The organism is Halobacteriovorax sp. GB3 (assembly GCF_028649655.1).
In the GTDB taxonomy this organism is placed as follows: domain Bacteria; phylum Bdellovibrionota; class Bacteriovoracia; order Bacteriovoracales; family Bacteriovoracaceae; genus BSW11-IV.
Map to the genome: position 1 here is coordinate 327,407 of NZ_JAQSLN010000001.1, position 21,438 is coordinate 348,844.

The window sequence follows — 21,438 nt, forward strand, 5'->3', positions numbered from 1 at the left end:
GTTTTTTACTCAGGTATTAGGGTAGGATGGACGATAGGTACATAGAATGAATTTATATAAGTTAAACCTCTTCCCATTACTCCTTATTTCACTCATGCTCTTTTCTTTAGAGTCGATGTCTTTCTATCTTAATGATGAGCATGAATATATTTGTATGGGTGCTAAAAATAAGAAGCTAAGAGAGGTTGAAGTTTCTTATTGTGTAAAAGAGCCTGTTTATGAAAATAAAGAAGCCTCTGATGAGTTAACAGAAAATGTTTTTAAGTCTGTCGTAAATTATAAAGAGGCTACATTTCAAAGATACTGTGCTGACTATAGAAAAGAGCGAGCGGTGAGTCTTGAAGTTTTCTCAAAAGATAAAAGTGATAGTTTTCAATATAAAGGGTGTCATTGTAACTTTGCTTCAAGAGGAAAGGCGAGGTCATATTGTCGTGAGACAAATAATGATTCAAAAATGTACTACGATGCCTTTACTCTTTCTAAGATTCAATACTTAATACTTTTGAATGAAAGTGATCAGTGTCAATTAACAAAGAGCTTTACTTGTCAAAATAAAGAGGAGATGGAATCAATCTATAATTCCTATACTGTAGATAAAAGCTTTTCATTTTCTACACTTATTAACTCTAGTTTAACGAAGAATGATAAAAAAGTTTGTCGCGATATTCAGGCAAACTTAGAAGGACTCTGCTCATTAAATAGAGAATCAACAACAAAAGAGATTCTACCACTCTTTTCCGAGGCTGAGTTGGTCCCTTTTTCTCGAGAAAACGTTACTAACTATACTAAGCTATATACGGCCTTAAAGAAGGCCTCTAAATTTTCTTGTTTCTTAAATAAAGTCCCTATTAAAAAAAGTGAGAACCTTAGAAAATTACAAGAAATGCGTAATAAGGAGAATGAAAAATTTAGAGTGTTACAAATAACAAATCATTCAAATAGAAGTGCACCAACTTTATCAAATATAGAAATGGAAAGAAGAAGTGAGAAACTTGTATCAGCATCTCAAGTTCTAGAAGTCAGTGAAGAAATCGTAGAAGAAGTCAGCGAAATTATCGAAGAAGGAAATTACACAAGAAGTAACGCTCCTAAGAAAATTCTTCGCCTAGAGTCACGCCTTAAAAAACTCCTAGGATATGATGATATCGATGTTTTTAATGATGATCCAGAATTGATTATGACTAAGGCCTATCTGGTCAGTAATGATAAAATGATTGAGGAGAGTATCAAGCGCGTTGATAAAATGACAGATGATATTCAAAAATTAAAGAAGAAAAAACCTGTAGCGAAGGCAAAAAAGAAAGTGGCCGTACCTAAAAAGAGTGTTGCAGGCTCATCGAAAAATTCGTCTTCTCCATCACGAGTTAGTGCTCCAAGAAAAACGTACGAAGTTGGTACTCACGATGTTCAGGCGCCCGTTTCTTATGAGCCTGTGAATGAAGTTCAATATGAGTTTCAAGAGTTTGATGCCGATAATAAAATTGTTGATTTAAAATCATCTACAAATAAAGGTGACAGTCCATCTTCAAGTGATACTGGGGCCGTTGAAAATACAAGAGCACCAAGTTCTGTGGCCGGTATTAGTAGTTCAGCTTCTGCTGGAGCAAAGGCCAAGAGATCGGCGAGTGGCCTTAATAATGCACTTTCAAGTGTTCAGGGCTCAAGAGGTCCACTTAGTTTGAGTTCAACGAGAGCTCCGATTTCGCGCAGCTATCTCGCTGAGAATGAGAAGAGAGAATCTAATATTTTAAAAGAAGATGAAGATGTGAATTTAAAAATTATCTTTTTAGAGAATAAGAAGATTTTGCGCGTCTATGAAAAAGATGAAGAAAGTTATGATTTAAAAGATGAGATGGATGTGAAGCGATTTGTTGAAAAATCTCCTGAGTTAACTGAAAAGGTAAAAGAAGAGGGGATGAAGTATTTTAAGAAGTATGCTTATAAAGATCTTGTGAGATTATTAGAACAATCGAAATAAAAAAGGCTCCCAATTGGGAGCCTTTATTTTTAGTTTTGAAAGAAATCAATACTTGTAATTTTTGTTACGTCCTCTCCACGACAAGAGTCCATTTGACAGTAAACAGGAGCTTTACAACTTTTCCCGTTAACTCTTTTCCACTCGTAGTCAGTATGTCCACGAACAAGAATCCCTTCTACTGTTCCTGATGCTGCATTGAAAACTGCTGATCCAGAGTTTCCTGCGAATGTATCAAGGTTTGTTTCAAAATATTTACTTCTAGAAGCATCTCTTACGAAAGCATCTCCAGCAACTTTTGTTGGAAGACCAGTTGGGTGACCAATAACGAGAACTTCTTCTCCAACTTCGATTTCACCTTCATAACGGATATTAAGGGCCGCTCTGTCTGTAACTTCTCTGTCTAATTCGATAACAGCGTAGTCATCCTTAGTAGAAGAGATTAGCTTTCTCTCAACAAGTCTCTTACAGCTATAAACGCTGTTTTTAGAAATGATGTGCTCTTGTTGCCCAGCTTCGTTCATCTTGTAGTCAAATACCCACTTTGAATCTTTACAAGCTGATTGGCTCGTTACACAGTGACCTGCTGTTACCATATATTGCTTTCCTTTGTGTCCTACTAGGAAACCAGAGCAATTGGCCGCTGTTAATTGACCGTTAAATTTTTCACCGCTACAAACACTTAGTTTGCTACCACTTAGTTTAACCGTACCATCGTTAAGGTCTTCTACTCTATAGTTTGGAATCATTCCCGCAGTTGAAGATGCAAGGTCAAGGTGTAGCGCTCTTTCTACTTCGAATAGGTCTAATCTATTATCTTCACCGTAAACTACTTTATCGACGGCCATAGTGTTGAAAGCTGACATAAGGATTGCAGCTGATAAAATCTTCCTAATTTTCATAATCATCATCCTTTGATTTTTTTAGTGAATAATTAATTATCCATCGTCCAAGGATTTGGCGAAATAGGGAAATGCTCATTTTGACTAAATGAAAGAAAAGGTTAGTTTTAACTAAACAGAAAATTAATGAATGCTAGAGGAAAGAAAGCGGGTATTTAACTTACTTTTTTAGGTTGTTAAATAGAACTTGAAGTCCGTGCTTCTTAGGACGGTCTTTCTTTTTGATCTTCTCTTTAACAATTTCGATTGGCTTTGCAATAATATCTTCGCGCTCTTTTGCAATACTAACTTTAAGAGTACGACCATCAACTTCTTTTCCATTAAGGGCTTCAATGGCCTTTGTGGCATCGGCAAGTTTAGGCATGATCACAAAACCGTAGCCCTTGCTTTTTTCAGTCTTATTGTCTTTTACGAGGTGAACTTCCTTAACATAACCGTAACGAGAGAAGAGGTGTTTAATTTTCTTTTCGTCTCTGTTGTAATTGAGGTTACCGACGTAAATAGTGACTGAGCTTGGCTTTTTCATAATGCGATCCTTGTAGAGACCTACTTATAGCCTTAAAGGAAATTTAGGGAAAGAGAAATCTTGTGATTAGGTAAGAAAACACAGCAAGAAGAGCTCTCACTGTGTTTTTTGATCGTTTTTTATTTACAGCTAGCGATACAAGAGTTTAGCTGTGGTCCTGGTCTGTGGAATGTAAGACAAGTGTCGTAACATTGCTTAAGAGTCAGGTTTGTAAGTTGGTAAGAAATAGCGTCACAGTTAGCATCAACTTCAACACCAACAAGGTATTGAGATTGTGTTGTTTCGATGTTTGCTTGAAAAAAGTCTAGCTCAACTTCTTTCGTTTCAACGTTCCAAAGTTTAGTTGCAACGTCATACTTGATTCCTAGTTCTTGTGATAGGTAATCAACAGCTTGAGTTTCAACAACTTCTACTGGACAAGAGTTAGCAAAAGCTGTGCTCATGTTAAATGCAAGAATAAGTGCGAGTATTGTTTTCATAGAATTCCCTCCATTTGTGAATAGCCCTTGATCTCAAATATTCACATATTTTGTCAACGGTGGATTGGGGATTTTATGGGAAACTTAAAGCTAAGTTAGGGAAATAAGAAGGGCCTTGTGATAAGGCCCCTTTTTCAATTTAAGATAGTAGTGAGTCATCGACAAGATTTGGAAGAGTGACTTTGAGATTAGGCTCTTTTTCCATGGCCCTTTTAATGGCAAAGATGGCCCCTTCATTCCTGGCCCATGCACGTCGATTGATACCGTTATTTACGTCCCAAAAGAGCATTGATTTAATTCTTCTATCACAATCTTCAGAACCATCGAGAACCATTCCAAAACCACCGTTGATAACTTCGCCCCAGCCAACGCCACCACCGTTATGAAGTGAAATCCACGTTGCTCCTCTAAAAGAGTCTCCAACGAAGTTTTGAACCGCCATATCGGCCGTAAAACGTGAACCATCATAAATATTTGAGGTCTCACGATAAGGAGAGTCTGTTCCTGAGACGTCGTGATGGTCTCTACCAAGAACGACTGGACCTTTCAGTTTTCCATCTCTAATGGCCTTATTGAAGGCCAGGGCGATTTCAATTCTTCCATCGCTATCGGCGTAGAGGATTCTTGCTTTGGAGCCAACGACGAGCTTATTTTCTCCGGCACCTTGAATCCATTGAATATTATCCTGCATCTGCTGTTGAATCTCACTTGGAGATTCTTTCATGAGCTTTTCTAAAACTTCTGTTGCAATTTTATCTGTTAGTTCGAGATCTTCATCAAGTGAACTGGCACAGACCCATCTAAAAGGTCCAAACCCATAATCAAAACACATCGGACCCATGATATCTTGAACGTAAGAAGGGTATTTGAAATCACCATTTTCTTTCATGATATCAGCACCAGCTCTTGAAGATTCAAGAAGAAAGGCATTTCCGTAGTCAAAGAAATACATTCCCTTATCTGATAGAGCATTAACAGCATCGACATGTCTTCTAAGAGTCTTTTGAACTTCTTCTTTAAACTTCTCTGGATCATTGGCCATTAATTCATTTGACTGCTCAAATGTTAAGTCAGCTGGGTAGTATCCACCGGCCCAAGGGTTGTGAAGAGAAGTTTGATCTGATCCAAGGTGGATGAGCATATCTTCTTCTACAAAGCGCTCCCAGAGATTGACAATATTTCCTTGGAAGGCAATTGAAACGGCTTCTTTATTGGCGCTAGCTTCTTTAATTCTTGGAATAATTTTATCGAGATCATCGTAGACTTCATCAACCCAGCCTTGTTCGTGACGAGTTTTAACGGCCTTTGGATTCACTTCGGCAATAACTCCGACACAACCGGCAATAACAGCGGCCTTTGGTTGAGCTCCACTCATTCCTCCAAGTCCAGCTGAGACAAAGATTTTTCCTGCGAGGTCTGTTTGTCCATTGGAAATCTTTCTTCCCGCATTGAGAACCGTAATCGTTGTGCCGTGAACAATTCCTTGTGGACCAATGTACATAAAAGAACCTGCCGTCATTTGTCCGTACTGAGTAACACCTAAGGCATTAAACTTTTCCCAATCATCTGGTTGAGAGTAATTTGGAATCATCATCCCATTAGTGACGACAACTCTTGGGGCTTCTTTGTTTGATGGAAAGAGACCTGCTGGATGTCCTGACTTTAAAACGAGAGTTTGCTCGTCAGTCATTTCACTTAAGTACTGCATTGTTAAAAGGTATTGCGCCCAGTTTTGAAAAACAGCTCCATTTCCACCATAAGTGATAAGCTCATGAGGGTGTTGGGCAACGGCGTAGTCTAAGTTATTTGAAAGCATGAGCATAATCGCTGCTGCTTGTACTGATTTATGTGGGTATTCGTTGATTGAGCGTGCGTGAATTTTATAATCTGGACGAAAGCGATACATATAAATACGCCCATACTTTTCAAGTTCTTCTTTGAATTCTTCAATTAGCTCAGCGTGAAACTTTTTTGGGAAGTAGCGAAGAGCATTTCTAAGAGCAAGTTTCTCTTCTTCTTTATTAAGAATCTTCTTTCTTTTTGGAGCATGATTAATTTGTGGCTCATACTCTTTTTTAGGGGGAAGTTCGTTAGGGATCCCTTGAGAGATCGCTTGTTGGAATTCTTCTCGAGTCATATCTGTCTTTCCTTGAAAGTTCGTTTCATTGGCATTTTTAAGCCTGCGTATCTTAACTTCCAAAAGACAGATTTTCAAAAAAAGAGAAGGCCTTTTTTAGTTAAGGCCTTGATATTGAGTAGACAAAACTATTTAACGCAGGATGTATAAAACTCTTGAAAGTTGAGATTGATCTCATCGTAAGAGTAGGCGTAATCAAGAGAGCGTAAATCTCGTTCGTAAGCGCTAATGACAGCACTAGTCAAACAAGGAACGTCAATATCTCTTGGAGATTGAAAGTGATTTCTAAGCCAAGATCTCGATTTGGCAAAATGAGTATAGGGATCGAGATAACTTGCAATCACTGACGGCGAAGACTCGTACTTTCGAGACTGTGCAACGAGCGGATTTCCTGTCACGTTAAAAACAGTTTCATGCATGATATTCCAATCATTGTAATAGATGATTGAAAGTGTATCGGCAAAAAACTCTTGGTAGGGAACAAGTCTTCTAAATGTGTTTGTTTTTTCAATAACGTCTTTTAGTTCACGATCGTATTGGTAAGCTTCTTCTAGAAAGTTTAATTCTTTTTCATACTGGGCCTTTCTCGTATCAATTGCAGGTACTAAGGCGTGGTCTCCTTGAGAAATAAAAGACCTTCTAGCGCTATCGAGATGACTAATTGATTTTTTTAAGTTTCTAATAGAATCACTCAAATCACTGAAGCGAACAGATTCTCTGGCCTTGTAGTAAAACCAAACGGGCGATTGCTTAAAGAGATTGGTATCAAAAATTTGATGGGCAAATTCGTGAGTGATTGCCTCTAACTCGGTTGTCGCAATATTGAGGACACCTTTTTTAATATCATAACTGGTCCCAACAGTTGGGCGATATGTGATTAAGACATCTTGTGGAAATGCTATTTGATCTTTTAAAAAATCTTGAAGTCCTTCAATCTCCTGCTGAAGTTCTTGTTTAAAAGTCTCAGACTCAAAGTAATAGAATTCAACTTCGGCCTTGGTAACTTGGGCCAGTACTAAAAGAACGAGTAATAAGATTAGATTTTTCATGAATCTTAAATAACATAGCTAAAAAATCTGAGAGGGCCATATTGTATCTTATACACACCTGCAATTTATTCGTAGCCTTTTATTGAAGGATAGATAAGTTAAGTGTATGAAAATTCGAAGTTTACTAGCAATGACATTCTTACTCAGCTCATGCCTTATTAACGAACATGATGGGAAGGTCGCTTTTGTCGACTCATCGATTGTAAATGGACAGGAGTTAGAGAGCGATCAAAGAGAGAGTTCTCTTTTTATTGAGATTCGAAAGAATAGCTCATGCAGCGGAACTCTCATTAAAAAAGATCTTATTCTGACTGCAGCCCATTGTTTAGTTGGAGCTAAAGTTGGGCATTTAAAAATTAAATATAAAAAGAAGACTCTTAAAATTGATTCTTTTTCTTTTCCTACACAGTATCTCTATGGTGATACGGCACGAGACTTTGGCTATATTAAGCTGAAAGAAGAAGTTGAAATAGATGATGAGAAAATTCCTGGAACAATCGGTGCAAATTATTTTTTATTAGAAGATTTTGAAAATAAGAAACTCGAACTTGTGGCCTTTGGTAAATCAGAGAGTTCTCGCTCCATTGGAAAAAAGCAAAGCGGCTTTTCAAAACTTATTAGTTTCAATGATAGAGAGCTGCTTCTCGTTGATTATGCAAGTGCTTGTAGCGGCGACTCTGGTGGAAGTATTTACGATGGAAAATATCTTATTGGACTAATCACCTCAGGGCAGGAGTCCTGTGAATATGTGACAGGCGCTATAAGAATTGATTTTGCTCTCAATTGGATACACTCAGATCTTACAATAAAAAAAGCTCTTGAAGATCAAGATAATGAGCTGGCCTTGAATCTCGCTCTGGCCGTTGAGAATTTGAATTATCCTGAACTTTTGGATGAGAGCTTCGACTTGAAAAGAAGCTTACAAAGACTAAGATCAATTGATTTCTTAGAGAAAATGGTTCTCGCTGATAATTTTATTTCAAAAAGTGAAATGCAAAAACTCGAAATGGCCTTTCAAGATAGTCCTAGAGTCTTTAGTGATCTACGCATTTTTCTTGCCATTAACTATGATGAAGTTGATGATTTTGAAAAGGCGAGAGAACATCTTTTCGATGTCATTAATCAGGGACAAATCTTTTATCGCGCCTATGCTTACTTTGCTCTTTATGAACTTCATGTGAAGAGGAAGTACTATAAAGAAGCTGAACACTTTCTTTTACAAGCTCAATATCTCTATCCTCATGAAGAGGCCTTCCAAGTTAATCCTCGATAGCGAGAGCTTCTTTCACTTTATCAAAAATAAAGTCCATAAAGAGCTGTACTCTTTTTGGTTGCTTACTTCTATCTGTAAAGAGCATTTGAAAAGGGGAGCTATCTTCTGTCCAACTTGGAATAATTCGAACAAGTTTCTTCGATTCAATTTCTTTTTTCACAAGGAAATAGGGGATTAAACCAATTCCAGAACTTTTTAGACAATATCGTTTAATTGTTGGAAAAGAGTTTGATCTCATGATGATTCTTTGATTGTAGGGAATCGAACTTTCTTGTTCGTAGCGAGCAGAGATAAAATAGAGCAGATCATGTTCTTTAAGATCTTTTACGTTCTTTGGTTTTCCTCTTCGTTTCAAATAATCGGGACTAGCAACGAAAATAGATTTTGTTACGCCAATTGACTTTGAAAGGAGAGAGGAATCTCTCAGTTGGCCTGCTCGAAAAGCGATATCAATATTTTGGGCATTCAAATCGAGATAGTCATTGGTATAAAGGAGATTAAATTCAATAAGCGGGTAGAGTTTTTGAAAATCGATGAGGAGGTCTTCAAGAACTTCGTGTCCAAAATCTTCAGGTGCCGTAAGTGATATGACTCCCTTGGGTTCCGATTTCTCGTGCATTAATTGATCAAGAGCATCTTCAATATCGCGCAGAGAGTGTGAAGTCTCTTTAAAGAGTTTTAATCCGGCCTCAGTTAGAGAGATTGACCTAGTCGTTCTTTTAATAAGTTGCACCCCTACGTGTTCTTCAAGACTTGAGATTGCCCTTGAAATTCTCGATTTTGGCTGCTTTAGGTGAGCCGCGGCCTTGGTAAAACTACCAAGTTCTACGACCTTCTGGAATGTTTTCAATAGGTTAAGATTCATACATTGTTCCTTATATGAAATAGTCTATTTCAAAAGTGTCTCCTGTTGCAACAATTAAATCTCTGGCAAGATAGTTTCATAAACCAAAAAGGAGTATAGAAATGAAAGGATTATTTTTTGGAGCACTACTTTTGGCCACAAGCGCATTTGCTGGAAATGTTGATACAGCTAAGAGTGAGTTCAAATGGAAAGGAACAAAAGTGACGGGTGAGCATTATGGACTCATTAAAGTAAAAGACGGTAACGTTGTTCTTAAAGATGGAAAAATTGATAAAGGTAATGTTGTGATGGATATGGGCAGCATTGATGTAACTGATCTTAGCGGAGAGTGGAAAGATAAATTTCTGACACACATTAAGAGTGGTGACTTCTTTGAAATTTCAAAATATCCAGAAGCAAAACTTGAGATTAAAGGAATCAAAGGAGATAAAATCCAAGGTGTTCTTGAAATCAAAGGAAAGAAAGGAAACGTTGAGATTCCTTATAAGAAAGACGGTAAAACTTATTCAGGTAAGCTAACTTTCGATAGAACAAAATTTGATATGGTGTACGGATCAGGTGATTTTTTCAAAAACCTAGGTGATAAGATGATTCACAATGAAGTTCAAGTCGACTTCAAAGTTGTCTTGAAATAACCTTTTTGGTTTTGAGGGCCAGTTTTGAACTGGCCCTTTTTTATTATTTAAAATAACCAATGAGAGTTTCTACACCTTGACCTGAACCACCTTTTTGAACCAGGCTTGGCTTCGCTCCACTTGTCCATCCAAAAATATCTAAGTGTGCCCATTTCGTCTTTCCAACAAACTTCTCTAAGAAGAGAGCAGCTGTAATTGATCCACCAAATCCTGTTGAAGCAGCATTGGTCATATCGGCAAAATCAGATTTCATTGCTTGAAAGTAAGGATTATAAAGAGGCATTCTCCACATGAGATCACCCATCTCTTGAGAAGAGTGAACGAGCTTTTCTGCGAGTTTGTCATCATTGGCAAAGAGACTTCCAATATCTTGTCCAAGAGAAATCTTTCCTGCACCTGTTAAAGTTGCAACATCGATAAGAACCTCTGGTTTAAGATCAAGGGCCATATCAATAGTATCAGCTAGGGCAAGTCTACCTTCAGCATCAGTATTATGAATTTCAACTGTGGCACCATTTCTTGCTGTGAGAATATCACTTGGGCGTGTTGATCTTTCACTGATGGCGTTTTCAGCAAGAGCAAGATAGAGGTCAATATTCTTTTTAACGCCAGAGTTTTCTAGCCAACGAGAGAGGCCAACAATTGTTGCAGAACCGCCCATATCTTTTTTCATGAGTCTCATTCCAGCGGCAGGTTTAATATCTAATCCACCTGAATCAAAAGTTAGTCCTTTTCCAACAAGGGCCGTCGACTTTCCTTTTGCTCCCGCTGGGCGATATTTAATATGAACAATTTGTGGTGGGTTTTCTGCTGAATTCCCAACGCCAAGAAGAAGACCACATTTTTCTTTTTGAAGTCTCTTTTGATCGTAGATAGCAACCTTGATCGTTTTACTTTGAGCATACATCTTCTTAACTTCTTTTGCATAAGAAACTGGGTGAAGAATGTTTGGAGGTAAGTTAACAAGGTGTCTGGCTTGGTTGATCCCTATAGCAATATCAGCTGCATTTTTTATAAGCTTTGAAGCAACTTTTTTCCCATTACTTGTAAACGCTGTCTTTCCTAATTTATAACTCTTTTCATAGTCGTAGAGACCTAGGTCTAATCCAACGAGAGAACCTGTGATCATATCGTCGCTACAATTCATAAAATTAAAGAAGACGTCTTTTGATTTTAACAGAGAGATTTCTCTTGCAACTTTTCCAAGGGTCTCTCTAGCATTAGAGTAGTCGCTCTCACTTAGAAGATTGTCGTGTGCTTTATGTGTACTCGCTCCAAGAACAACGATGACAACGGGACCAGTTTGTCCTGTTATAAATTGTGTTTTCTCTTCTAGGTTTTTTAGAGTCCATGCAGGGAGTTGCTTTTCTAGTGTTTTTTTAAGTGACTTAAATTCTGACTTTGGGCAAATGTAGATGTTTGATTGAGTATTTTTTAGATTGCTCGATTTTTCTTTTGTCGCTAATGACGACTCGATTTTAAAATTCATGAAGTAAACTTCCTTTTTTCAGTTGATCTGGGGATACTATCAAAAGGAAGGTGAGAAAGTGAAGCCTCTTTTAGAGGCTTCTTATCATTTCAATATATGAGATAAACTCTTGGTTTGCTTTGTTTGAAAGATCATCCTCAATAGAGAGATTATCGATAATGTTTTTTAGCACTGGGTCAATTTTTAAAGGCTCATTAATTGATTCTAAGAGGTTTTTAGTCTTGGCAAAGCCATCGAGTTTTTCCAGTACATCTCTTTTAGTCGATTCATTTCCACCATTAAATGTCGACTTCATTTGAAATGTTCCAAAGGCACCATTTGATAACTTGAAACTAAAGGCCCTAAGCTTTTGTGCTAAAGTTAATTCTTTTAACTCCCCAGTAGAATTCTTTACAGCTAGGGCAAGCATCATATTCATTCTCGCCTGTAAAAGAGCAATGGCGATATCTCGGTTTTGACCCGCATTAACAATATGCTCATAATCTTTTAGTTCGCGACCTTCTTGTTCTTTAATGAGAGCATTTCTTAAAAGATCGTAGAATGAAACCTCTTCAAAGCCACCAATTGTTTTAACGAGATGCTTTTGATGATGGTTATTCATGTGCATCACTATACTTAGAGCATAGAATGCCATTTCATAATTATATTCTTTAGCATCGGTATCGATAGGACTCATCTCGTTTGGATCCAAATTTAAAAGAATGGCTAAATTCGATTGACCATAAATATGATCCCAGATTGAAGCGAGCTTCATGAAGTATTCATTAACGGCATCGTAGAAGAGTTTCTCTCTCACTTCTTTTGTGTCGTAAGTTCCGTTATTTGTCCAAAGCTGATACTCAAAGCTTTGATAGAAAGCTGAGGCCGCGGCAATCTTATCTCCAAGAGATTGATTATCACTTAAAACAATTTGCATCATTTTATTTCGCGTATCATGACTTTCTTTCGTTCTGATTTGCGGATACATATTATTTGTCGTGGCATTCATTTGGTTTGTTGTATGACTCATCTTTTGAGTCGTATTAGACATATCCTCAGTGAGGTTTTCCATTTTTTTTACTTTAGAACAAGATACGAGTGCTGATAACGAAACAAGAGTAACGATGGCCCTTTTCATTGAATCTCCTTAATGACTAATTATTCGTTAGTTATAGCGGAAATAATGAATATTTAGGTGGAGCTTGTAAAAATTGCAGGGAACCTGAGGGGGCGTTGGGACCAATAAGCTATCCTAACGCCTTAAGTTTATTCATTTTGCACTAGAGCAGCTAGCTCCTCCAAGGACGCAAAATTGAGCGCAAAATTTATGGTTAAGTTGAACTCTGGACTTTGAGTCCTTCAAGGTTGAACCTAAATTGAATTGCTCATCATAAGCAAGAAGAGTGCAGGGGAGTACAGTTACTGAAGCATCGCCCTTTCTTTTAACGATCATTCTCTCTGTTGCACACATTTGGTCGTTTGGTGACTTATTTAAAATTGACCAGCACTCTGTTGTAATTTCTGGAACGTCACGATTTAAATCCATCTCAGGAAAGACGACAATTTTTTTATCACTCAATGAAAGAGGGATATTCCATTTCTTAAAAAGGTTTTGATAACATTCTTTTTCTTGTTCGAGGCTTTCATTGGTCAAGCTTCTGCCAGCAATTGAAATATTAAAACTTTGATCACAAAGCCATTTGATTTGTTCTAGTGTTTTATTAAATGTTCCCTTGCCTCGCTGCTCTTCGTGAATGTCTAAGGTGTGATGATCGAGTGATACCCTAATGTGGAGCTTGTCACCGTAGATTTCTTTAATCTTAACTAACTCATCGAGGTGGCGATTGATCACCCGATAGGCATTAGTTAGAACGAGAACTTCAAAATCGTGTTTTAAAATAGTTGAGAGTATTTTAGTAATCTCAGGATTCAAAAAGGGTTCACCGCCAGTGAGGCCGATATATTCAACGGGATAATTCTCAGATTTTATTTCCTCTAAAAACGGAAGAACCTCTTCATTAGTAATATATTCTAAGCGGTCATTTGTAGGACTCGATTCAATATAACAGTTCTCGCATGTGAGATTGCAGCGAGTCCCTGTATTAATCCAAAGAGTTTTTAAGGCCGTAAGATCGACGTAGGCCCTCTCTTTACCCTGGAGAGTTTTAAAAGGGTGAGTAAATTTCTCATCTTTCTTACTTTGTAACATAGTCTTCATCCTTAAAAATATCTTTATTCAATCATAGCATGCACAAATTCAAGGCGCATGGGCATGCAACTTTTTGTATTTCATAATAATCTTGATTATGCGCCTTTTCTCTTAGTGATTTCTTAAGGGGAAATGTGACAAGAATCTTAGGAAATATTCACGGATGTTGTTGAAGTTACGGAAATAAGGTCTTGATTTTAAATTAATTAAGAATTTAGCTGATTTAAATCCTTAATTCTAAATCCTTTCTATATAATATTAACAATATATGAACACTAACGATGATCTTATTTCAAAGTCTCGCTTTCCCATTGGACTGAATCTTCTGATTTTGATCTTTGCTTTTGCTGGGGGCTATCTCATTAATCACCTCTATATAAGAGGTGAGAAGAATGATTTAAAACTATCAAATGCACAGTTGGCCAGAGGGATTAAGCAAAACTTCTTCTATGATGAACGCCATAATATTTTAAAAATCGTTGGTGTTAACGATCCTATCTTAAAGGCCTCTCTTCAAGGTTATGATGTAGAAAAAGATGTCTCTACTTTACTCAATAGTATTCAAAATGAATCTGGCGCATCAATTGTTTATCTCATAAATCGAGAGGGCGTTGTTATTCAGTCGACCGATTATACTGAGGGAAAGAGTTTACTTGGAAGAAATTATTCTTTTCGGCCTTATTTTAAAAAGGCCATTAAGGGAATTCCCTACGTTTATACCGCCTTAGGAGTGACTACGAAAAAAAGGGGTGTTTATTATTCAGCACCTGTTTATCAGATGCCTGAAAAGAAAGGTGAAATCATCGGAGTTATCGTTCTCAAAATGAACTTAGATAATCTCGATGGCATAATGAATGCTCATGAAGAATTTATCACTCTGGTTAATCCGCAAGGAGATGTTTTTGCAACCAATAGAAAAGAGTGGTTGTATAAGAATATTGATGCCTTTAGTGAACGAGATCGAATCTATGATCTTAAACGCTATGGAGATGTTGAGCCTAGTAGTATAGAGAATTTTGTTATTATTGATGAAATGTATGTCGCTATTGATGGCAAGAAGTATCTATATAATGTTCAAGAGTTCGAAGTCTTTAGTGAAACTTGGAAAGTACTCTCTTACAGTGACTATCGTAGTGACTTTCCTGTTTATATCTTAGTGATCTTTACAATTATTATGCTCATCGTTTTCTTTTTAAGTAATACGATCTTCTTTATGTTTAAAAAATTAGAAGTGGCAAAGAGAGAAGCGGTAGATGCAAGTCTAGCAAAAGGTCAATTTCTTGCGAATATGTCACATGAAATTAGAACGCCGATCTCAGGGATATTAGGGCTTTGTGAAATGCTGTTAGAGGATCACAAGATAGTTCCTAAAACAAAAGAAAAGCTCACTTCGATTCATCAGGTCGCAAACCACCTTCTCTACATCGTTAATGATATTTTAGATTTTTCTAAAGTTGAGGCAGGTAAGCTCGACTTAATGGAAGAGGATTACGATTTAGCTAAACTCTTAGAAACGATTCTTTATCCCATATCGTTAAAGGCCCATGATAAGAACCTTTCTTTTTCCTATCATATTGATTCAAAACTCCCTCTTTATATTAAAGGGGATTCAAAGAGGCTTGGCCAAGTTCTTACGAATCTCGCTGGAAATGCTGTAAAGTTCACTGAAAAGGGGAGAGTTGAAATCGATCTTAGGCCATATGGACAAAGTCTCTTAGAGATTAAGGTTTCCGATACTGGAATTGGCATTAAAGAAGATGATCAAAAGAAACTCTTTGAATCCTTTGTCCAAGCTGATCTTTCCACTTCTAGAAAATTTGGTGGAACAGGACTAGGATTGGCCATTTCTAAAAAGATTGTTGAGCTGATGGGTGGTCGAATTGAGCTTGAAAGTGATTTTAATAAAGGAACTGTTTTTAGAGTTCTTATTCCTATAAAAGAAGGACAAAGAGTTGAGCATGTCGAGACTTCGAAAACACTTCTCTTTGAACCGCACCAATTTAAAGTTTTACTCGCTGAGGATAATCGAATTAATCAAATCGTAACACGCGGTAAATTGCATAAACTCGGTTTTAAGGTTATTACTATTGCAGAAGATGGAGTTCAAGTTTTAAGGGAATTTGAAAAAGGGATTTACGATATTGTTTTCATGGACTGTCAAATGCCTAATATGAATGGTTTTGAGGCGACAGAGAGAATAAGGGAATTGGAAGAAGACATTAAAACACATATTCCGATTATTGCTCTAACTGCCAATGCTATGAGAGGCGATAGAGAAAAATGTCTTGAAGCTGGCATGGATGAGTATCTATCAAAGCCAATTAATGAAGATGATTTAATTGCTTGCTTAAACTACTTACATATAGAGAAGAAAATTTGAAAAATAGAGGACTCATTATTGGGCATGGTCATGTTTCTGGCTTTGTTGTGGAACTATTAAAAAGTGAATTTCAACTCTTTGGTACAAAGAGAATAATACCTAGTGAGCAAGAAGAAGATATTGAGATTATTTCTTTAGAGCTAGCGCAAGAGGATTTTGATCCTCGACTTTTTGAAGATTATCACTTTGTTCTCTTCTTATTGCCTCCAAGAGAGCACTATCTCAATTTTTTGATCTCAATGCACGAAAAGAGCTCTATAGATATTCCTTGGATATTTACGAGTTCAACATCTGTGTATGGTAGTGGGATTGTTAGAGAGTATTCACCTAGAGAAGGCACTGGTCGTAATAGTGCAAGTTTAATTGAACTAGAAGAGTTCTTAGAATCAATTAAAAGAGATGTCGTTATTTTAAGGCCTGCCGGTCTTGTGGATGAGAAGAGAAATCCTATTAACTTTTTTAAAAAGGCGATTGAACAAAAACGTGAAGTTCAAGGTGGTTCTTCTCCTGTTAATCTTGTTCACTCAAATGACGTTGCCCGTTTTATTCAATTTATTCTTGAGAATAAGATTCGAAAGGGTGTATTTAATCTCTGTAGTGACACCCATTTAGAAAAAAGAGAATTCTACGGAAAACTAATGCAACATTATCAGATGGAATTACCCCGTTGGTCTAAAGAAAATGGATCTTATAAAGTTGTTTCCAATGAACTCTCTAAGGAAAGTGGATTTCACTACCTTTACCCCGATCTCTTTTCTTATTTCTTAGATTTTTGAGTTCCATTTTCAAATTTTGTCCACATTATTTTTAAAAGGCCGATCATTTTTTGAAATATCGTGTAAATCTTTCAAAGCTTGATCGCCGTAAGCTCAAGGATATATCAGTGTTTACGCTTGCTTAGAGCATTTTAATGAAGCTTAAAGATTCCTAAGTTTTTTTGACATGGGTTTAGTGAGGCCTTAGGCTGAAGTTCAAACAACAGAACTAACATTCACTTTTTTCAATTATATGTTTTTAAAATTGAGTACTTCTAAATTGAAGTTAAGGGATTTCTATGTCTTTTTTTAAGAAAATCAGATGGGTTATTAACCCAAATGTTTATATCGGATCATCTCTGATTATTTGGTCATTGGTACTAATGTCAGTGATCTTCACGAAAGGCTCGACTGAGCTTTTCACAAAAGTTCACACGGCTATTATTCATAATTTTAGTTGGCTCTTCATCGGTGGCGTCGCTATTTTTCTTATTTTTAGTGGTTGGCTTCTTATTACAAAGTACGGTCATATTCGCTTAGGTAAAGATAATGAGAAGCCTCAATTTTCTTTTCTAAGTTGGATGGCAATGCTCTTTAGTGCTGGAATGGGAATTGGCCTTCTTTTTTATGGTGTTGCCGAGCCGATCATGCACTATTCAAACCTTCCAACGGGAAAAACTTTAACGGCATCTACTGATGCAGCTAAGGCCATGAATATTACTTTCTTTCACTGGGGACTCCATGCATGGGCGATTTATGCCATCATTGGACTAGCTCTTGCCTATGGTACTTATAGAAAGGGAAGAGCATTGAGTATTCGCTATACACTCTATCCCTTGTTTGGAAAAGCTATTGAAGGGCGATTAGGTGACCTTATTGATATTCTAGCTGTCGTAGGTACACTTTTTGGAGTTGCCACCTCTCTTGGCTTTGGTGTTACTCAGATTAACTCTGGTTTAAATTATGTTTTTGGAGTTCCAATTTCTGAAACTGTTCAAGTAGGACTCATTGCTTTTATTACCCTCGTGGCCACAATTTCTGTTGTTACAGGTATCGATAAAGGGGTTAAGCTTCTTTCTGAATTCAATATTATTGTTGCCATTGGTCTACTCCTATTTGTTTTCTTTGCAGGACACCCCAATGATCTTATGAATCTCTACGTTGAAAATATTGGTACTTATATTAGAAACCTACCTCAACTAACTTTTAGTACTGGGGCTCGTAACGATGGGACTTGGATGGGCTCATGGACACTTTTTTACTGGGGTTGGTGGATTGCATGGTCTCCCTTTGTCGGAATGTTTATCGCAAGAATCTCTAAGGGAAGAACTTTGAAAGAATTTGTTTCAGGAGTTCTTTTTATCCCAAGTTTGTTTACTTTCTTTTGGATGACTGTATTTGGGGAGAGTGCCATTTCTATGATTAAAGATGGATCGGATAAGCTCGAGACAATGGTCAATAGCAATGTTGCAGTTTCTCTTTATGCTTTTTTAGAGAACCTTCCAATGTCACAGATTACTTGTGTTCTTGCTATTTTAGTTGTTTTCTCTTTCTTTGTTACTTCAAGTGATTCGGGCTCATTTGTTATTGATATGATTACTGCTGGAGGTGATCCAAATCCTCCGACACATCAAAAAGTCTATTGGGCCTTTATGGAAGGTATCGTTGCTGCTGTTCTTCTTTGGACAGGAGGTCTTAAGGCCTTACAAATGGCCTCTCTAACAGTTGCCCTTCCATTTTGTGTGGTCATACTCTTTATTTGTTTGAGTCTCTATCGAGAGCTCAGGGCGGAGGCCTTGGGATTAGAACTTGATTTTGAGACAGAGTCCGAAGAGGATGAACGGTCAATTCAATCTGAAAAACCATTAACGACATAAGAAAAAGGCCATTAAGTTGGCCTTTTTTATTGGTTTTTCCAATCTACTTTTTTATAGGGAATCAATAACGCCTCATCAAGTGGTGTTTTACCATCTTTGAGACTACGACAAAAAGATCTCTTAGAGTTCCAATGTGATTTTAATTGAGACCACTCTTTATTAATTTGAAAATCATCTATTTCTTTTTTTGAGATGATTTGACGATAGAGATTGAAACTATATCTCTTTGTTCTTTTCATTGTTTTTCTGTCGACACTAACAAGACCAAATTTTGGGCAATAACCATCTGCCCATTCCCAGTTATCAGTTAAAGTCCAATGGACGTAGCCGAGAACTTTTTGACCCAATTTAATTCTCTCTGAGAGTACTTTTAGGTGGGAGAGTAAATAACTTGGACGTAGATAGTCTTCATTATCGGCAATACCATTTTCAGTAATGATAACGGGAGTATTGTTATAGCGAAGCTGTATTTCGTTCAAAATCTTATCAAAAGACTGTGGTGAAATTGATCGACCGGCTTCACTATACTCTCGATCATCTCTAATGCTTGGCCCTTTAAAGCCAATGAATTCTTTCCCATAGTAATTCACCCCAATAAAGTCTTGATGATCTTTTATCTCATCAATAAATTCAAAATTAACTGTGGAGTTAAAGATCCTTGCCATAGGTGAAAGTAAAATATTATCAGCTTTATATTTAGCAAAATTATGAGCAACTCCTGTTGGAATCTTATAACTTTTGGCCAATTGATAAATGGACTTGTGCGCCAAGATAATTTGATCAAAGGCCTTGTAATAAGAACCTTTGTAGAGTCCAAGATTTAAAAAGCGAAAATAACTTCCTGACTCAAAAGGACTTGGCCAAAGACCATCGACCATACCCAAAAGTAAATAAACATTGGCCTCATTAAAAGTGATGAGATAGTCGATATAAGGATGAGCTCTTTCTAAAATGATCTTTGAAAACTCATAGAATCTAGTTTTTGCTTTAGGATAGAGCCAACTTTTCTTTTTGAGCATCCATTTAGGTTCTGAGTGGTGAAAGAGGGTTAGCATAATTTTAAGATCATTCTCTTTGATCAGCTTAAATATTTCAAGATAACGATTTAGTGCTTGTTCATCGAATTGGCCCTCTTGTGGTTCTATTCGATTCCAATCGATACCAATTCTTATGACTTGGATTCCTAATTCTTTAGCAAGTTTGATTTCAACTTCAGGCTTAGTCCAAAATTGGAGTCTTTTCTCTGGAGAATCTTGATTATGATAAGCACGAACATGACCATTCTTTGCAAAGTCTAGCCACATATCATCTAGCTGATCTTCCACATGTCCTGGAGCATTGGCAACGGCAAAGAAAAAGTCTTCAGGAAATGAATAGGGTGTTGCAAAAGTTGTAATAGAGATAAAAAAGAGAACTAGAATCTTCATTAGTTTATTTTAAAAAAACTAAAGCATCAATTCAAGTTGGGATTTGATTAGGATTATGGCCTTCTCTACTTTTTTATCCGGAGAAATTCCACAATTGATCCTAATGCAGTTTTTATAGGTTTTATTCGAACTAAAGATATGCCCAGGAGATATTGCAACATCCTTTTTAATGAGCTCTCTATAGAGTTCAAATGAATCAACTTTCTTAGGAAGTTGTAACCAGAGACAAAAGCCTCCTTCTGGTCTATTGATGCTGACGATGTCCTTTAAATGAGTCTCAATATAGTTAGTAATTTGCTCGATATTGTGTTCAAAACTCTTGTTAAGCTTTTTCAAATGACGATCATATTGATGACCATCTTTTAAGAAGTTCTCTATCATCTTCTCGTGAATGATCACGCCGGAAAAAGTTGTCGCCAATTTTAATCGTTTATATTCATTGAAATACTTCTTTGGAACAACTGCCCAACCGACACGAAATCCTGGTCCAATTGTTTTAGAGAAGCTACTGCAAGAGAAGACGAGTTCATTTTTATGATCATAGCTTTTGAGGTTAGTAAGATTTTTTCCCTGATGGGAGAGTTCTCCATAAGTGTCATCTTCAACTAGTGGAATTGAATATTGGTGAAAGAGATTAAATAATTTCTTTTTTTCTTCATCTGAAAGAGTTAGGCCCGTTGGATTATTATAATTAACCTGAAATATAGCGGCCTTAATATCTGGATTCTTCTTAAGGAGAGACTGAATCTTTTTTAAATTTATCTTATTCTCTTTTTCATGAACTTCAATGACCTCTAAATCCAGCTGATCGATAATATTATGTGTCCCAAAAAAACAAGGGACTTGAACCATCACTTTATCTCCTGGGCGAGTAAGGAGTTTGAGCGAGAGAAAGAGCGCTTCTGTTGCACCAAAAGTTGTTATAATGTCAGCGGCACTAACATTATTTTCTCTCAGTTGTAGTCTCTTTGCTATCTCGGTTCTAAGACCTTCTTCTCCTGGAGGGTAGGCATACTTTCCATTGAGGTTCATAAAAGAGGACTGTCTAAGGGAAACAGAATTAATAACTTTCTTTAGAGGAAGATAACTCTCAAGGCGAACCGCTGTTCCAAGAGGTAGAATTTGAGGGGCACTTTCTGTTTCTAGGAGATGGGCCAAGAGGTTACTGTAACTGAGACTCTCTAAGTTCTCCTTGGATTTATTCAACGTTTCAAGTGGGGTCTTTGAACTTTGATTATCTTTTACGTAGTGGCCAGAGCGTGGCCTGGTTTCAATTAAGTCTCTTCTTTCTAATTCGATGTAAACATTGACGGCCGTCATATGAGAACAACTAAATTTATCACATAATTCGCGCACCGATGGGAGTCGCTCCCCTATAGTGTAGGTTTTGTTTAGGATTGAGTCGCTAATGAGATTTGCGATCTTAATAAACTTGGCTTCACGCTTTGCATTCATTCATCTGTTATACCTAAAAAAGATGG

General features: G+C 37.0%; 17 protein-coding genes. 6 read left to right on the forward strand and 11 right to left on the reverse strand.

Features of this window, described 5'->3' with window-relative positions; all coding sequences use genetic code 11:
* Positions 1-46: 46 nt before the first annotated feature.
* Positions 47-1,978 (forward strand): hypothetical protein, encoded by a 1,932-nt coding sequence (locus tag HBN50_RS01640; protein ID WP_273867390.1) that lies wholly within the window; start codon positions 47-49, stop codon positions 1,976-1,978.
* A gap of 29 nt (positions 1,979-2,007) precedes the next feature.
* On the opposite strand, the gene HBN50_RS01645 is transcribed toward HBN50_RS01640, so the two are convergent.
* From HBN50_RS01645 to HBN50_RS01665, 5 genes are all read right to left on the reverse strand, one after another.
* Complete coding sequence (locus tag HBN50_RS01645; protein ID WP_273867393.1) at positions 2,008-2,877, reverse strand: trypsin-like serine peptidase; 870 nt, start codon at positions 2,875-2,877, stop codon at positions 2,008-2,010.
* 160 nt (positions 2,878-3,037) lie between these two features.
* Positions 3,038-3,403, reverse strand: a complete 366-nt coding sequence (locus HBN50_RS01650; RefSeq protein ID WP_273867394.1) for an RNA recognition motif domain-containing protein — start codon at positions 3,401-3,403, stop codon at positions 3,038-3,040.
* Between the two features lie 119 nt (positions 3,404-3,522).
* Positions 3,523-3,882, reverse strand: coding sequence for a hypothetical protein (locus tag HBN50_RS01655; RefSeq protein ID WP_273867395.1), 360 nt, complete (start codon positions 3,880-3,882; stop codon positions 3,523-3,525).
* 139 nt (positions 3,883-4,021) lie between these two features.
* Positions 4,022-6,019 carry a urocanate hydratase gene (locus HBN50_RS01660; RefSeq protein WP_443135161.1) on the reverse strand — a complete coding sequence of 666 codons (1,998 nt, stop codon included), beginning with the start codon at positions 6,017-6,019 and terminating at the stop codon, positions 4,022-4,024.
* Between the two features lie 128 nt (positions 6,020-6,147).
* Entirely contained in the window at positions 6,148-7,068 is a 921-nt protein-coding gene (locus HBN50_RS01665; protein WP_273867397.1) for a hypothetical protein, read from the reverse strand.
* 106 nt (positions 7,069-7,174) lie between these two features.
* On the opposite strand from HBN50_RS01665, the gene HBN50_RS01670 reads away from it, so the two are divergent.
* Entirely contained in the window at positions 7,175-8,341 is a 1,167-nt protein-coding gene (locus HBN50_RS01670; protein ID WP_273867398.1) for a trypsin-like serine protease, read from the forward strand.
* Here HBN50_RS01670 and HBN50_RS01675 read toward each other — a convergent pair.
* Positions 8,328-9,206, reverse strand: coding sequence for a LysR family transcriptional regulator (locus HBN50_RS01675; protein WP_273867399.1), 879 nt, complete (start codon positions 9,204-9,206; stop codon positions 8,328-8,330). The two genes, HBN50_RS01670 and HBN50_RS01675, sit on opposite strands and share 14 nt — an antisense overlap.
* Positions 9,207-9,307: 101 nt before the next feature.
* Here HBN50_RS01675 and HBN50_RS01680 point away from each other — a divergent pair, with 101 nt between their 5' ends.
* On the forward strand, positions 9,308-9,841 hold the full coding sequence (locus HBN50_RS01680; protein ID WP_273867400.1) for a YceI family protein: 534 nt from the start codon (positions 9,308-9,310) through the stop codon (positions 9,839-9,841).
* Between the two features lie 43 nt (positions 9,842-9,884).
* Here HBN50_RS01680 and HBN50_RS01685 read toward each other — a convergent pair whose 3' ends face one another.
* The 3 genes from HBN50_RS01685 to HBN50_RS01695 form a co-directional block, all read right to left on the reverse strand.
* Entirely contained in the window at positions 9,885-11,330 is a 1,446-nt protein-coding gene (locus HBN50_RS01685; RefSeq protein WP_273867402.1) for a M17 family metallopeptidase, read from the reverse strand.
* A gap of 70 nt (positions 11,331-11,400) precedes the next feature.
* Positions 11,401-12,447: a hypothetical protein gene (locus HBN50_RS01690; RefSeq protein ID WP_273867404.1), complete on the reverse strand. Its 1,047-nt coding sequence runs from the start codon at positions 12,445-12,447 to the stop codon at positions 11,401-11,403.
* Between the two features lie 132 nt (positions 12,448-12,579).
* Positions 12,580-13,518 carry a radical SAM protein gene (locus HBN50_RS01695; protein WP_273867405.1) on the reverse strand — a complete coding sequence of 313 codons (939 nt, stop codon included), beginning with the start codon at positions 13,516-13,518 and terminating at the stop codon, positions 12,580-12,582.
* Between the two features lie 268 nt (positions 13,519-13,786).
* On the opposite strand from HBN50_RS01695, the gene HBN50_RS01700 reads away from it, so the two are divergent.
* The 3 genes from HBN50_RS01700 (at position 13,787) to HBN50_RS01710 (ending at position 18,530) form a co-directional block, all read left to right on the forward strand.
* Positions 13,787-15,898: a hybrid sensor histidine kinase/response regulator gene (locus HBN50_RS01700; protein ID WP_273867407.1), complete on the forward strand. Its 2,112-nt coding sequence runs from the start codon at positions 13,787-13,789 to the stop codon at positions 15,896-15,898.
* Positions 15,895-16,674 carry a hypothetical protein gene (locus tag HBN50_RS01705; protein WP_273867408.1) on the forward strand — a complete coding sequence of 260 codons (780 nt, stop codon included), beginning with the start codon at positions 15,895-15,897 and terminating at the stop codon, positions 16,672-16,674. Before HBN50_RS01700 ends, HBN50_RS01705 begins: the two co-directional genes overlap by 4 nt.
* A 278-nt stretch (positions 16,675-16,952) precedes the next feature.
* Positions 16,953-18,530: a BCCT family transporter gene (locus tag HBN50_RS01710; RefSeq protein ID WP_273867409.1), complete on the forward strand. Its 1,578-nt coding sequence runs from the start codon at positions 16,953-16,955 to the stop codon at positions 18,528-18,530.
* Positions 18,531-18,556: 26 nt separating this feature from the next.
* Here HBN50_RS01710 and HBN50_RS01715 read toward each other — a convergent pair whose 3' ends face one another.
* Complete coding sequence (locus HBN50_RS01715; RefSeq protein ID WP_273867410.1) at positions 18,557-19,957, reverse strand: family 1 glycosylhydrolase; 1,401 nt, start codon at positions 19,955-19,957, stop codon at positions 18,557-18,559.
* Between the two features lie 18 nt (positions 19,958-19,975).
* On the reverse strand, positions 19,976-21,412 hold the full coding sequence (locus tag HBN50_RS01720) for an aminotransferase-like domain-containing protein (protein ID WP_273867412.1): 1,437 nt from the start codon (positions 21,410-21,412) through the stop codon (positions 19,976-19,978).
* Positions 21,413-21,438 lie beyond the last annotated feature (26 nt).